Annotated in this window: 15 protein-coding genes; 5 read left to right on the forward strand and 10 right to left on the reverse strand. The window is 55.0% G+C overall.

Annotation, left to right across the window (positions count from 1 at the left end):
- The first annotated feature begins 2 nt into the window (after positions 1-2).
- Complete coding sequence (locus tag GCU45_RS24260) at positions 3-1,223, forward strand: acyl-CoA dehydrogenase family protein (RefSeq protein ID WP_152401121.1); 1,221 nt, start codon at positions 3-5, stop codon at positions 1,221-1,223.
- Positions 1,224-1,419: 196 nt separating this feature from the next.
- Here GCU45_RS24260 and GCU45_RS24265 read toward each other — a convergent pair whose 3' ends face one another.
- The gene (locus tag GCU45_RS24265; protein WP_152401124.1) at positions 1,420-2,373 is read right to left on the reverse strand and encodes a substrate-binding domain-containing protein; all 954 of its coding nucleotides are present in this window, start codon (positions 2,371-2,373) and stop codon (positions 1,420-1,422) included.
- A 223-nt stretch (positions 2,374-2,596) separates the two neighbouring features.
- On the opposite strand from GCU45_RS24265, the gene modA reads away from it, so the two are divergent.
- Together modA and modB are read left to right on the forward strand one after the other, a co-directional pair.
- Complete coding sequence (modA, locus tag GCU45_RS24270) at positions 2,597-3,454, forward strand: molybdate ABC transporter substrate-binding protein (RefSeq protein WP_152401126.1); 858 nt, start codon at positions 2,597-2,599, stop codon at positions 3,452-3,454.
- Between the two features lie 3 nt (positions 3,455-3,457).
- Positions 3,458-4,171 (forward strand): molybdate ABC transporter permease subunit, encoded by a 714-nt coding sequence (gene modB, locus GCU45_RS24275; RefSeq protein ID WP_152401128.1) that lies wholly within the window; start codon positions 3,458-3,460, stop codon positions 4,169-4,171.
- A 33-nt stretch (positions 4,172-4,204) separates the two neighbouring features.
- Here modB and GCU45_RS24280 read toward each other — a convergent pair whose 3' ends face one another.
- The 9 genes from GCU45_RS24280 to GCU45_RS24320 all read right to left on the reverse strand — a co-directional run bounded on the left by GCU45_RS24280 (position 4,205) and on the right by GCU45_RS24320 (position 12,527).
- Complete coding sequence (locus GCU45_RS24280; RefSeq protein ID WP_152401130.1) at positions 4,205-4,492, reverse strand: hypothetical protein; 288 nt, start codon at positions 4,490-4,492, stop codon at positions 4,205-4,207.
- Between the two features lie 360 nt (positions 4,493-4,852).
- Positions 4,853-6,568, reverse strand: coding sequence for an adenine deaminase C-terminal domain-containing protein (locus GCU45_RS24285; protein ID WP_152401131.1), 1,716 nt, complete (start codon positions 6,566-6,568; stop codon positions 4,853-4,855).
- Between the two features lie 18 nt (positions 6,569-6,586).
- Positions 6,587-7,642: an ABC transporter ATP-binding protein gene (locus GCU45_RS24290; RefSeq protein WP_152401133.1), complete on the reverse strand. Its 1,056-nt coding sequence runs from the start codon at positions 7,640-7,642 to the stop codon at positions 6,587-6,589.
- Positions 7,643-7,658: 16 nt separating this feature from the next.
- The gene (locus tag GCU45_RS24295) at positions 7,659-8,447 is read right to left on the reverse strand and encodes an ABC transporter permease (protein ID WP_116232370.1); all 789 of its coding nucleotides are present in this window, start codon (positions 8,445-8,447) and stop codon (positions 7,659-7,661) included.
- Positions 8,448-8,451: 4 nt separating this feature from the next.
- Positions 8,452-9,273, reverse strand: coding sequence for an ABC transporter permease (locus tag GCU45_RS24300; protein ID WP_076170355.1), 822 nt, complete (start codon positions 9,271-9,273; stop codon positions 8,452-8,454).
- 15 nt (positions 9,274-9,288) lie between these two features.
- A complete protein-coding gene (locus tag GCU45_RS24305; RefSeq protein WP_152401135.1) occupies positions 9,289-10,233 on the reverse strand; it encodes a nucleoside hydrolase in 945 nt (314 codons plus the stop codon).
- Positions 10,234-10,365: 132 nt separating this feature from the next.
- Complete coding sequence (locus tag GCU45_RS24310) at positions 10,366-11,409, reverse strand: ABC transporter substrate-binding protein (protein ID WP_145137863.1); 1,044 nt, start codon at positions 11,407-11,409, stop codon at positions 10,366-10,368.
- Between the two features lie 363 nt (positions 11,410-11,772).
- Positions 11,773-12,120 carry a Na-translocating system protein MpsC family protein gene (locus tag GCU45_RS24315; protein WP_152401136.1) on the reverse strand — a complete coding sequence of 116 codons (348 nt, stop codon included), beginning with the start codon at positions 12,118-12,120 and terminating at the stop codon, positions 11,773-11,775.
- Between the two features lie 221 nt (positions 12,121-12,341).
- Positions 12,342-12,527, reverse strand: coding sequence for a hypothetical protein (locus GCU45_RS24320; RefSeq protein WP_152401138.1), 186 nt, complete (start codon positions 12,525-12,527; stop codon positions 12,342-12,344).
- A gap of 156 nt (positions 12,528-12,683) precedes the next feature.
- Here GCU45_RS24320 and GCU45_RS24325 point away from each other — a divergent pair, with 156 nt between their 5' ends.
- Both GCU45_RS24325 and GCU45_RS24330 read left to right on the forward strand, forming a co-directional pair.
- Complete coding sequence (locus GCU45_RS24325; protein ID WP_152401139.1) at positions 12,684-13,283, forward strand: phospholipase D-like domain-containing protein; 600 nt, start codon at positions 12,684-12,686, stop codon at positions 13,281-13,283.
- Between the two features lie 109 nt (positions 13,284-13,392).
- Positions 13,393-14,022 carry a nitroreductase family protein gene (locus tag GCU45_RS24330; protein ID WP_116232374.1) on the forward strand — a complete coding sequence of 210 codons (630 nt, stop codon included), beginning with the start codon at positions 13,393-13,395 and terminating at the stop codon, positions 14,020-14,022.
- The last annotated feature ends 111 nt before the right edge of the window (positions 14,023-14,133 follow it).

A 14,133-nucleotide genomic window follows, 5' to 3' on the forward strand; every position in this document is an offset into this window, starting at 1 on the left:
GGATGAATTCCATGCAAACGGATCCGTTTATACGCAATAATCGGGAGGCCGAGATCGCGTCCAGGTCCGAGCGGCTTGCGGCGGTATTTGCGGAGAGGGCTGCGGAACATGACCGGGAAGGATCGTTCCCGTTTGAAAATTTTGCTGACCTGAAGGAGTCGGGTTATTTAAAGCTGACGGTGCCGGCGGAGTTTGGCGGTGAGGAAGCGTCGCTGTACGAAATGATCCTTGCCCAGGAACGGCTGGGAAAAGGGGACGGCTCGACGACGCTCGCGGTCGGCTGGCATGTGAGCCAGGTGCTGCAGATGCGCATCGGCCAGTCGTGGCCGCGCGAACTGTATGCCAACTTCTGCAGGCAAATTGTCCGTGACGGGGCGATGATCAACCAGTTTGCCAGCGAACCGTCGACCGGCAGTCCGAGCCGGGGCGGCCGTCCGGGAACGAAAGCGGAGCGTACGGAAGGGGGCTGGCTGCTGACTGGCCGCAAAACGTTCAGCTCGCTCATTCCGGTGCTGGATCAGTTTACGGTCACTGCATTTGTGGAGGAAGAAGACAAGACCGGAACGTTTTTGGTGCGGAAGGGTCCAGGTGTCAGCATTGACGAAACGTGGAATACGATGGGCATGCGGGCGACCGGCAGCCACGACCTGGTGATGGAAGAGGTGTTCGTGCCGGACGGGGAACGGATCGATAGTGAGGATCCTTTAGGAGGACAGCCGGCAGGTAAGATGTCCGATCACGGAGGGGCGCTGCTGCATATCCCGGCATGTTATATCGGCATCGCCTGGGCTGCCCGGGATTTTGCGGTGCGTTACGCCGCCAATTACCGGCCAAACAGCCTGCCGGGGCCCATTGCCGACCTGCCGCATATTCAGCAGAAGATCGGGGAGATGGAGTCCGAGCTGATCACCGCCCGCACGCTCATGTACAGTGTGGCGGACCACTGGGACCGCCACCCGGAGCTGCGGCCGGGCATGAGGCCCGATCTCGGGCTCGTGAAGACGACGGCGACCCATGCGGCCCTGCGCATCGTCGATCTGGCGATGCGGATTGTGGGCGGGGCCAGCCTGTCGCGCCAGCTTCCTCTGGAGCGGATGTACCGCGACGTGCGGGCGGGTCTGCACAACCCGCCGATGGACGATACGGTCACATCGATGCTCGCCCGCCGGGCGATCGCGGACGTATCCGGGGCCGGAGAAGGGAACTTGGGAACTAACCGGTAAGATCGGTTCGTAGGCTCGTGCTCGCAGGATCGCAGGACTTCGAAACAGCAGAAAAGGCAGTCGGAATGATTCCGGCTGCCTTTTTCTTTTTTTGTGAGATTGAACTTCTACCCTCTAATGAACGGCAACGGCGATGGGTGCGCTCCCCGATTTGAGGGGGCACCGGGTGTTACGGAGCCGTTTCCGCAATATACGTCTATGTCTCAAGCAAGATCTCCCCGGTACGGGACAGATCATACCCTGCGATGCTCTGCAGCTCGCGGCGGAACTCCTCCGAACGTAAAATGCCCATCAGCGACTCGATCCAAGGCATATTTTCCGCCGATTTGAGCACAACCAGGTCGTAGCGTTCCTCGATTAGCGGGATAAAATCCACGCCGCCTACGATTGCCGCCGCCTTTTCGATGCCAACCCCGACATCAGCCTCCCCGGCGGCGACAGTGCCGGCGACCGCAATATGGTTGGTCTGCTCCTCGCCGTAGCCCTGCAGCTGATCCCGCCGGATCCCGTGCAGCCGCAGCTGTTCATCCAGCAGAACGCGGGCACCCGACCCTTTTTCGCGGTTGACGAGCCGCAGCCCTGGACGGGAAAGATCGGCCCAGTCCTTGAGCCCGAGCGGGTTCCCCTTTTGGACATAGAGTCCTGCTTTTCTCGAGAGCAGGTTGACGACCAGATATGGAAAGCCGACTAAAATCCGCTTAATGTACGGCAAATTGTATTCGCCCGTATCGCCGTCGAGCAGATGGGTGCTCACGATGTCGGACTCTCCGCGGTACATCGCAATCAGACTGTCCAGACTCCCGACATATGCGCGGAGCGGACGGATGCCGGGCTTATGCTTTTCCATATGCTTAACGAGAATGTCAAGGCTGATATCCTGCCCCGTAATGACAACCGAACGGGTTCCGCCGGCTCCGACAGCGGCAGGTTGAAAGGAAACCGGCTCCGCCGGAGCCGGGCGGTGTTCGGCCGCCTGCAGTCCTTTAGCCCTTTGCTTGTAGGCTTCCAAATCTGCGGCATCAACGCGCATTTGCTTGCCCACCCGATACGAGGGCAGCTCGCCTTTTTTGATCAGGTCGTAGACGGTGAGCTTGGATATTTTCAGGAGCTTGGCAATCTCCTCGGTCGTATACGAAATGTCGCTGGACATGAGCTTCCTCCTTGTACGTCGTATGTTTCGCTGAACGTTTCGTTATATGTTATCTTTTCTTGTAATGGCTTAGGTCTTAACCCTGTGAACACAGTGTCTTCTATTGTATCACACCCGGATGTGAAATTTGTGCAAACCGTATTTACAACCTCGCGGCCCACTGGATATAATCAATTATATCTAATTATAACTAAATATAACGATTTAGGATTGGAGATTACGGATGATCAAAAGGGGTATGAAACCAGGTGTCTGGCTGATCCTCGCCGCCTTCGTTCTGATGCTGGCAGGCTGTGGATCGAATTCCGGTTCGGCTGCAGACCCGAAGTCGGCCGACTCAGGAGCCGCTGCGGAAACTTCTAATAGAGAGGCTGCGCAGCAGGTAGAACTGACCATCTCCGCTGCGGCCAGCATGACGGATGCGCTCAAGGAGATTCAACAAGCGTACGAGGCGGAGCATGCCAACGTCAAACTGAACTTTAACTTTGGCGCTTCGGGGGCGCTGCAGCAGCAGATCGAGCAGGGCGCACCGACGGATTTGTTCCTGTCGGCTGCCGTGAAGAACATGAAGGCGCTGGAGGACAAGCAGCTCATCGATTCTTCGCATGAGAAAGACCTTCTCGCCAATGAGCTTGTGGCCGTGGTGAACGCCAAAGAACCGGCTCAAGTCTCAGGCATGGAGGACCTGAAAGGAACCGGCTTGAAAAAAATCGCCATCGGCATTCCGGAAAGCGTTCCGGCAGGGAATTACGCCAAGGAAGCACTGACGAACGCCAAGCTGTGGGACACGCTTCAGTCGAAGCTGGTGCAGGCCAAGGATGTGCGGCAGGTGCTGCAGTACGTGGAAACTGGCAATGCGGATGCGGGTTTTGTGTATAAAACGGATGCATTGACTTCGGATCAGGTCAAAGTGGCGTTTACTGTCGACCCGTCTGCCTATACGCCGATCGTTTACCCGGTCGGAATCGTCAAGGCGACGAAGCACAGCCAGGAGGCGGTGGATTTATACGAGTACCTCCAGACGGATTCGGCCTTGGACATTTTTAAAAAATACGGATTTTCCGCGCCGCAGCAGGGTTAACAGATGATGGACTGGCAGGCGTTTTGGGATCCGGTCAGACTGTCCTTACAGGTTGCCCTGCTCTCGAGTCTGATCGTGATCATCCTGGGTACGGGAGCGGCCTGGTGGATAGCAAGGCATCATTTCCCGGGAAAAATCGTTCTGGAGACGTTGTTCATGCTGCCGCTGGTCCTGCCGCCGACCGTGGTGGGGTTTTTGCTGCTGATGCTGCTCGGCCGCCGCAGTTGGGTGGGGCAGCTGATCGAATGGCTGTGGGATGCGCCGATTATTTTTTCCTGGTGGGCTGCTGTTGTGGCGACCATCGTCGTGGCATTCCCGCTCGTCTATCAGACGATGAAGAACGGCTTTGCCGCCGTTGATCCGGATCTGGAAAAGGCAGCCCGCTCCGACGGGGCAGGCGAGTGGAGGGTGTTCCGTTCCATTACGCTGCCGCTCACTTATTCCTCGCTGCTGACCGCGCTCGTGCTTGGGTTTGCCAGGGCGCTCGGCGAGTTCGGCGCTACGCTTATGGTTGCCGGGAACATTCCCGGCAAGACGCAGACGGTCCCGACGGCCATTTACGTGGCGGTCGACGCCGGCAACATGCCGATGGCCTGGGCGTGGACGCTGGCGATCGTCGCGATGTCTTTTGTCATGCTGCTGCTGACCGGAAGGAAAGCGCCGGAAGCGGAGCGGCCGCGAGCGGGCACAGAGGTATCGAGGGAAAGCCGGGGATAACGGGAGAGTACTGGTATTGGGGCCGTTTGTTGATCATGAATTGATAAGAATATGCAGCCCCAGGCAAAACAGTATAGCTGATATCAAATAGAGGGCTGTTTTTCTCAGCCACCATGGAAAATGCTTATAGATCAACCCTGCAATAAAGCTGCAGATTATTGCTGCGATATTTCCTGATATCGTATCGGCAAGTGGCCATACATTCATCACATCCGTAACACTGCCCTTAGATTTTCCACGTTTAATGGCAAGGCCAGATCTAATCGCCATAAAAGATACAATCCATATGAGGACAACGAGTATAAGCTTCCACCACTTCATGTGCAATTCCTTTCTATGTAGCAGGATATTGTAGCAGTATATATAAACGGGCGGATTACGCCGAGACTAATGTTTGTACGGTATATCGCCTAAAGTCCGTAGGATATTGTATAGCATAGGTCGTTATATGCCTATAGAAATAATCTGGAATAAGTGATGTGATTTTGGCCCATAAAGCGGCTTTAGGGCGAAGATAGGTATACTTGTGCTTTGTTCGATTTTGTCATACAAAAAAAGGGCTGTCCCACGCCAAAATGGCGGGGACAGCCCTTTGTGATATATACGGCAAGGCTATTTATAAAAGGTCACACCTTACGGCATGCCAAGCCTAACGGTTAAATGTTATACCTGGCCAGTAACTTACACCTGCTCAATAATAAGAGGTACGACTTTGCCTGCATTGACGTCAATCAGCCCGTGATCGGTGATTTTGAGGTACGGACTCACCGGCAGGGAATGCGTGGCGATCGACATGATCGGGTTGTAGTGCTTATACCCGAGCTCTTCCATCGCCTCGCGAACCTGCTGGACGGATTCGGCGGCCAGATCGAGCGGATCCTCGGTCAGGATGCCGCCGACCGGCAGGTGCATGTTGGCTTTGATCTCGCCGTCCAGGGTAACGCAGAAGCCGCCCTGCTGGCGGATGACCGTGTTTGCGGCGAGGACCATGTCCTCGACGTTGTGGCCGATCACGAGCAGGTTGTGGTTGTCGTGGGAGTAGGTCGTCGCCACGGCGCCGCGCTGGATCGTATCGCCCGCGATAAAGCCGAACGCTTTTTGGCGTCCTTTGCCGTACCGTTCAAATGTGGCGATCATTCCGCAGCCGCTGTCCTCCCACAGCAGCCGGCCATTCGCGGCCGGCACATCCACCTGGCTCTCCTTGGTGAAGGTCGAGCCGTCCTGGATCGTCATCACCCGGCACCGGTAGATGCCGTCCTCCACGCCGGCCGCCGCTTCAAAATCGGCGGCGCTCAGCTCGTCCAGCTGGACGCTGTGGTAGAAGTGCTCCGGGAACCGGTAGCCGCTCGACTGCGGCTCAAAGGCTTTGGCAGCGGAGTACACCTCCGCGCCGTTTTTGTACACCGATTCCAGCTTCAGCTCGGACAAATCCGAGATCAGCTGGAAGTCGGCGATTTTGCCCGGTGCGATGGAGCCCCGATCGTACATCCGCATGCGGCGGGACGGGGAGAACGTCGCGGCGTAGATCGCCCGCTCCGGAGACATCCCCATGCCGATGGCCTTGCGGACGATCTGGTTCAGATGGCCGCGGGCGCGGAACGAATCCGCCATGACGTCGTCGGTCACGAAGCAGAAATGCTCGGAAACGTCGTGGCGGATCAGGTAGTCCATCACTTCCGGCGTCATCGACTTCTCCTGGATTTCAATAAACATGCCGGCCGCAATCCGCTCCTCCAGACCCTGCAGCGTCTGATGCGTATGGTCCGAGTTGACACCAGCGTAAATGACGCGCTGCAGGTCCAGATCCAGCAGCTTCGGCACATGGCCTTCAATGACGAGCTCAGGATAATGCGAGCGGATATGCTCCAGGATGCGGTTCGTTTTGCAGTCCGGGTCGGTAATGATGTCGACGTAGTTCATGATCTCGCCGAGGCAGATGACGTCCCCTGTGGACAGGAGGGCATCCATGTCCTCGATTTCGATCGATCCGCCCGTCGTTTCCATCGAGGTGGACGGGACCGAGCTTGGAATGGCGTAGAACATGTCCACCGGACAGTTCCGGCTCGCCTTGATCATCTCAAGAACGCCATCGAGGCCGAACACGTTGGCCATCTCATGCGGCTCGGGTACGATCGTGGTGACGCCGTTTCGTAGGAGACCCGCCGAGAAGGATTCAGGCGTCACCATGGTGCTTTCGATGTGCAGATGGATGTCGATGAAGCCGGGGACCATATAGAGTCCCTCCGCGTTAATGACCTGCTTGGCCTGGAACGTATCTTCGCCCCTCAGGCCGATATAGAAAAACTTGCCGTCCTTGACGGCGACGTTGTTGGTAGACCACTGCTTAAAGTAACTGTTGTACACCTTGGCTTGAAGAAATAGCAAATCTGCATGCATACGTTGTTCCCCCTATGGTTATTCGACAAGAACGAGCTTATCCGATGGAAACAACAGACGGATTTCCTGCCCGTTCGCATAGGGCTGCTGCATTTCCTGGTTGACAGTAAATTCCCCCAGCGGCGTATCGACGACGTATTGGTAGCTGCGTCCAAGATACGTGCTGACTTTGACCTTCCCGGTCAGTACGTTGTCGCCGGGATTGATCTCCTGCAGCGTACCGGCAATGAGGTCGTCGGGGCGGATGGCGCCCTTCATAGTGACAGGCATGCCATCGGCCTTGGCGGCATGAAAATGGTAGTTTCCCTTGCGCAGGGTGAAGAAGGAGCCTTCGCTGTCCCGCTCGTCAAAATGGATGAAGTTGTTGAAGCCGATGAAGCGGGCGACGAATTCGGATTTCGGATACTGGAAAATGACCGACGGCTGATCCAACTGCTCGATGATCCCTTTGTTCATGACGGCGACCCGGTCCGAAATGGAGAAGCACTCCTCCTGGTCGTGGGATACGTAGACGGTCGTGATGCCGAGCTCCTGCTGGATGCGGCGGATCTCCACGCGCATGTTCACCCTGAGGTTGGCGTCCAGATTGGAGAGCGGCTCATCGAACAGGAGCAGATCCGGCTCAATGACAAGGGCCCGTGCGATGGCGACGCGCTGCTTCTGGCCGCCGGAAAGCGCCTGCGGGAATCTTTTTTCAAATCCGCCGAGGTTGACGATCTCCAGCATGTTCATGACCCGCTTCTTGATCTCGTCTTCCTTGACTTTGCGCTGGCGCAGTCCGAAGGCGACGTTGTCAAACACGGACAGGTGCGGGAACAAGGCGTAGCTCTGGAAAACGAAGCCGAAATTCCGCTTGTTGATCGGCACGCGCGTATAGTCCTTGCCGCTGAATTTGAAGGCTCCGTCCGTCGCTTCGAGGAAGCCGGCGATGAGCCGAAGGGTGGTCGTTTTGCCGCATCCGCTGGGACCCAGCAGGGAGATCAGGTGGCCTTTCTCAATGGAAAGGTTGAAGTCTTTTAAAATATACTGCTGGTCATAGGCGACCGATACGTTTTCAAGTTGTAGTAGTGCCATCGTCTCACGCCTTTCGTTATTGTTTGGTGAAATAGGTTAGTCCGAGCAGCCTTTCGATGACGAACATGAACACGGCCGTGATCAGCATGAGCAGGACCGAGATGGCTGCGATGGTCGGGTCAAAATAGTTTTCGACGTAGGTCAGCATTTGGATCGGCAGCGTGCTGACGCCCGGACCGGTCATAAACAGCGAAATATCCACGTTGTTGAACGATTCGAGGAACGCGAGCAGCACCGAAGCGATGATGCCGGATTTAATGTTCGGCAGGACGACTTTGAAAAAGGTCGCAAGCCGGCTGGATCCAAGGCTGAGCGCCGCTTCCTCGACCGCGAAATCGAAGTTGGCGAGGCTGGAGCCGATGACCCGGATAATAAACGGCAGCATAATGATCGTATGGCCGATCAGGAGCGACGTATAAATCGGGAAGTGGAATGTGATGACGACGTACTTGAGCAGCGTAAAGCCCAGCACGATCCCCGGAATGAGCAGGGGGGACAGGAACACCGCATTCAGCGTGTCTTTGCCCCGGAACGTCACCCGGTTCAAGGCGTAAGCGGCCGGAACGCCGAGCAGAATCGCGATCACGTTGCCGAGCAGCGAGACGATGATCGACGTTTTGAAGGTCGACATGAACATCTCCACGTCAAAAATATTCTGGTACCATTTCAGCGAAAAACCGGTCGGCGGAAATTTCAGCACCGTTCCCGGCTCGAAGGACGTCACCGCGATGATCAGGAGCGGCCCGAGCAGGAACAAGTAAACGATAAAGGAAAAGAGGGCGAGCCCCGGATTTTTGGTCTTCATAGTTCTACCCCTTCGGATTGAATTTGGCCGCTGCTTTATTCATCAGCCCGATGACGATGAACGTAATGATCATCATGATGGTGGCAATGGCCGAAGCCGCCTGCCAGTCATTCAGCGTAATGGCGTTCTGGTAAAGGAAGGTCGCGACGACGCGCTTTTTCCCGCCCAGCAGGGCAGGCGTGGTGTAAGCGGTCAGGCTGCCCACGAACACGAGAATGCTGCCGACGATTAATCCCGGTATACTGAGCGGGATGACGATTTTGCGGAAAGCCGTCAGCTTGGACGCTCCCAGGCTCTGCGCCGCCCGGACCAGATCGTGGTCAATGGACTCCAGCACCCCGACCAGCGTAATCAGAATCAAGGGAAGGAACAGATGGACCAGACCGATAATCATCGCCGTCGGTGTATAGAGAATGCTGAGCGGATCGTGAATGATCCCCAGCTTGATCAGCACATTGTTGACCAGACCGTTTTTGCCGAGAATGATCATCCAGCTGAAGGAGCGGACGACCGAGCTCGTGAGCAGCGGGAAAATCGCCAGAGCCAGCAGAATGCCCTTTTTGCGCGGAGGCATCATGGACAAATAGTAGGCGACCGGGAATCCGATCAGGATGCACAGCAGGGTGGTCGCGACGCTGACGAGCAGCGTCGTTCCCAAAATATCAAGGAAATACGAGTCCTTGAAAAATTGCAAGTAGATGCCGAACGTGAAGCTCCCGTCCTTGAACAGCGTCGAGCCGACCGTGAGGATCAGCGGAACGATCATGAACAAGGTCAGAAACAGCAGCCCGGGTGCGAGCAGCAGGTACAAGTATCGCTTTTTCATGAATGTAATCTCCTGTTATTGGTAGGATCCACCGCGCAGCACGGCGATAAAGCGGTTCAAAAAGGCGTCTGAATCGGCATCGAGGCATACGTTCAGGTTCGGCTGGTGCTGCAAACGGTTTTGGAAATCGCACACCGTCTGCCCGTCGCACAGCTCGCTCCGGGTCTCCACATCGACGTATAGACGCTCCGTCCGAACCAGTTCGGGCCAAATGGCGGCGCCGACCGCCAAAGGGTCGTGCATGGCGCAGGCCCGGACCCCGTTGCGCTCATAGTAGCGCTCCATGTAATCCGATGTGCTCTGGCGCACGTAACCCGCGATCTCCGAGGAGCCGAGCGCGTCGATGTGCGCGCTGGTCAGCAGTGCCTTGCGCGTCACGTCGAGTCCGACCAGCGTCAGGGACGGGAATCCGGCCTGAAAGACCAGGCGCGCCGCTTCCGGATCGACATGGATGTTGTATTCTGCTGTCGGCGTAATGTTGCCGTGCGTACGGACCGCACCGCCCATGACGACCAGCTCCTTGATATCGTCGACCAGGCCCGGATGCTTGGCGAGGGCTAGAGCCACATTCGTCAGCGGCCCGGTAGCGATCAGCGTGATTTCTCCAGGATAGCGCTTGGCCTGCTCCACGATGAAATCGGGCCCGAACGTATTCGGGTCGGTCCGGTCGGCAGGCTGCATGTCCAAGAGGGCGCCGCCCAATCCGTCCTCGCCGTGCACGCGGTGCTCAAACAGACGGTCCCGCAGGAGCGGCCGGGATGCCCCGGGATAGACCGAGATGGACGCCGGCGCCTTGATGAAGTCCAATATTTTGCAAGTGTTCAGGGTTGCAGTCGTCAGTGACACGTTGCCGTTGACTGTCGAGATCCCGAGTACGTCCAGCTCGCCGCTGCGGACAGCCAGCATAATTCCGAGTGCGTCGTCAATGCCGGTATCGACATCCAGGATGGCTTTCTTCACATGGATTCCCCTTTCAAAATGAAGGATGTGCCGCCTTGTATCCAGGCAGTGGTGAATAAAAAGCAGGGGCGGGCAGCCCCTGCTGAATCATAACCCCGTAAGGCTGCTTATATTTACAAAAAAGGCTTGGCGTTACTTCGTCACTTCACGGTTGAAACGGTCCGTCCAGCTCTTCAGGTTTTTGTTGACGAACGCCATGTCCAGCTTTTGCAGCTTCTCAACGACACTGGAGCCGTACGTTACGGCTGCAGCCTCCTCTGCGCTGAGGCTGACATTGCGGTTGGCAGGAGAATCGACCTTGGCTTTAGCCGCTTTTTCCTGAACTTCCTGGCTAAGCTGCCAGTTGATGAAGTCTTCGGCAAGTTCTTTGTTTTTGCTTCCTTTGACGACGTTCAGCGTATTGACGATGGCGTACGCGCCTTCCGACGGCGTTACGAATTCGACGTTCGGGTCGGCCTTCTTCAGGTCGCCGAGATACATTTGCATGATCGGTCCTGCAGCGGCTTCGCCTTGCGTGAACATGTTGATGAACTCGGACGTCTGGCTGTAGTATTTCACGACGCTCGGATTGAGCTCGGCCAGTTTGCCAAATGCCTTGTCTTCATTGAATTCCGTGCTTCCAGCTACCTTGGAGGCGGCGTCGACCATCATCGGACCGCTGGTGGACGTAATGCTCGGCATCGTCACTTTGCCTTTCAGCTCCGGCTTCCACAAGTCAGCCCAGGAGGATATCGTCGTTCCGGCTGCCTTCTGGTCATAAGCGATACCCAATTGGCCAATCGTGTAGGCCGGACCGTAATCTTCACCGTTTGGCGCTTTGGCGATATCATAGAGCGAGTCAAGATTGCTCAGCCGGCTGCGGTCGATCTTTTCGAAGGCTCCCGCTTCAATGCCTTGCTGTGCGTAGTAATCCGACAGGTAGACGACATCGACGTCGGAGCTGCCCTGCAAAATTTTGCTCAGGCGGTCGGCGTTGTTGCCGGTCTCCAGGACGATTTTCACATTATGCTCTTTTTCGAATGGGGCATACACTTCTTTATTGTAGAAATCCTCAGCAAATCCCCAGGTCGAAACGACCAGCTTCTTCTGACCGCCGGAAGATCCGCCGGAGCTGCTGTCTTCGCTTCCTCCGTTTCCGCATCCCGCAAGTACCAGCGCTGCCAGCGTACAAGTCATGAGTCCCTTAATCCATGGTTTCTTCACAATCGATTCACTCCTGTAATGGTTTATTTTTTATTTGTTTTTCTGCTGCAGGCCGTATGCCGGGCTTCCGCCGCCGGGAAATTTTTTTCTCTGCTGTATATGATTGTTTTTCCCTGCAGGACGGTTGTTGTATCCCCCTTTTGAATAGACATTTTGGCATGTCACAAGAAAAATCAAACAAATTCTATAACTAAATCTATAAACAAAAAAGAAAAGCACCCTAGATAGAAGAAAATCTCTAACTAGAGCGCTTTTCAATGTAAACAAAGAATAGCGGCATCCGTTCTTGTTACGGTTCGGCCAGTCCTTAAGATAAATCAAAAGAAAAGGGCCGTGTTATTCAGGTTGTGACAATATGATGTTCGTGACTGCCCACTGCGTGGCGGGATCATAATCCCGAAGGAGAACCTCGATGTTCAGTCCCAGTTCCTCTTCCAGCCGAGATTTCAGCTTCTTCTTATAAATCATCGACATGTAAAAATCGACCTCGTATTTCAATGCCGGAACCTCGCCCTCCAGTGCAGTGGAGCGGGGAGACCGACGGTGTCTGGCATACAAGGCAATCGCATCGGACTGAATGCTTGTCTTCAATAAAGAAGTACCAAAGCCGAACAGCTCCTTGGAAACTTCATTATATACCTGACTCAGCTTCTGCTTGAATTCGTTGGAATCTAAATGAACCATTGGTCACCTACAAACGGTTGATTATTTTGGTGATGAGGAGTTCAGATAGGACTATATTACATAAAAAACGAGTTTTTTGCAATACCATCGTTCGGGTTTTGTCGATTTTTGATGATAAATTAATGTCATAAATGATTTGAATTGAATCCATTCACGAACTTTTCAACCGATGTCAGGTTTGATTGAATGCTCCGAAACGAAAAATACGGTTAAAAAAAGCATCAATTATAATACGGCCAGCCGCTGAAATCCCAATACAGATCGCTGATCAGCAGCTTGGGAGCGCCGTTCTCGGCTGCGCTGTAAGCGTGGCGAGCGATGATGCTGATGCCTTCGATGTCCTGTCCGCCAGGACCAGCCCAGGCGCTGTTTCCGCTGTCGATGACCGACGCGCCGCCGTTTTTCATGTCGGTTCCGTTTTTGTCAACCTAAGGCCCGGGAATGCTCTTCGAGCGATGAAATCAGGCTACGTGCCGCACTTGCTCAGCAAATTTTGAATCGATGGAAAAGAATGTTATTCTACCTGTACGCCAAAATTTCCATGTTTTGAAGGAGGTCATCCGATGAAAGTCATCAACAGCTCTGTGTCCGCCATTCTGCTGTGTGCTGCCGTTACCGGCTGCTCCGCTGCGTCGGATGAACAACAAGGGCAAGGAAGCTCTGCTCATAACGGTGCAGTAACAGAAGGCTCTGCTGCTGACGTTCAAGCCCTGTTCACGAGCGAAGGCGAACGTCCGGAGAAAGCGATCGTACAGCTCATCAAGGAGGCCAAATCCTCGCTGGATATTGCCGTATACAGCATCAGCTACGAGCCGGTTGTGACGGCCATCATCGATGCGGCGGACCGCGGGGTTCAGGTACGGCTTATTACGGACCGGGCGCATGCGGAAGAAAAAGGGAAACAGAAGAAAGCGCTGAAGCGGATCCGGGAAGCCGGCGTTCCGGTCAAGGTGAATGCGCATGAAGGGAAGATGCATCTGAAAATGCTGATTGCGGATCAAAGCCGGGTGGAGGCTGGATCGATGAATTATTTGGAGTCCTCTGCCCAGGAAAATGACGACGTCGTGCTGATTATCAAGGATGCGGCCGTTGCCGCCAAGTTTGAGCAGGCGTTCAGCCATCTGTGGGACGATGCCGATCGTTTCACGGACTGGAGCGGGTGATATGTCAGAGATCAGAACATTTTTTAAATTGTAACTTACTTTTTTACAGTTAGTATGATATGATAACTTCGTAGCCAGTTGGAAATTTATACATATGGAGGCGAACAGCATGACGTCCTTTACAGACCTTGTCAAAGCAAGAAGATCCGCTAATAAATTCGACCCGAGCGTAACCATCAGCCCGCAGGAGCTGGACGACATGTTCAACCTCGTCAAATTTGCACCCTCGGCCTTCAATCTGCAGCACGCTCACTACGTTCCCGTCATCGATCCAACGAAGAAGGAACAGGTGCATGAAGCAGCATTCAAGCAGTACAAAGTGTTAACGAGCTCGGCCGTCATCGCCGTATTGGGCGATCTTGAAGCCTACCACAATGTGGGACCGATCAACGAAGGGCTGCTCAGCCTTGGTGTTATCGACCAGCGCGAATTTGAGGAGACGGTCAGCAGCGTAACAGACATGTATGAAAGCAGGGGCGACACGTTCAAGCGGGATGAGGCCATCCGGAACGCCAGCTTGTCCGCGATGCTGTTTATGCTGATCGCCAAGGACCGGGGCTGGGACACCTGCCCGATGATCGGATTTGATCCGGAAGCGCTGCGGAAGGTGCTGAACATTCCGGACCGGTATGTGCCCGCCATGCTGATTACGATCGGCAAGGAGGATACGGGCAGACAGAGACCGCGCGGCTACCGGAAGCCCGTGGCGGAGTTTGTGACATACGACGGGTTTAACTGATTAAAAAAGAAGCGGCGGCCGTTCCAACGTTTTTTACGGTAAGTCCATGCAATTATTCATAAAGTAGTGTCAAGCCAAAGCCCTCTCCGATATGCGGGAGGGCTTTTTCGT

This window comes from Paenibacillus cellulositrophicus, assembly GCF_009363095.1.
In the GTDB taxonomy this organism is placed as follows: Bacteria; Bacillota; Bacilli; order Paenibacillales; family Paenibacillaceae; genus Paenibacillus_AQ; species Paenibacillus_AQ favisporus.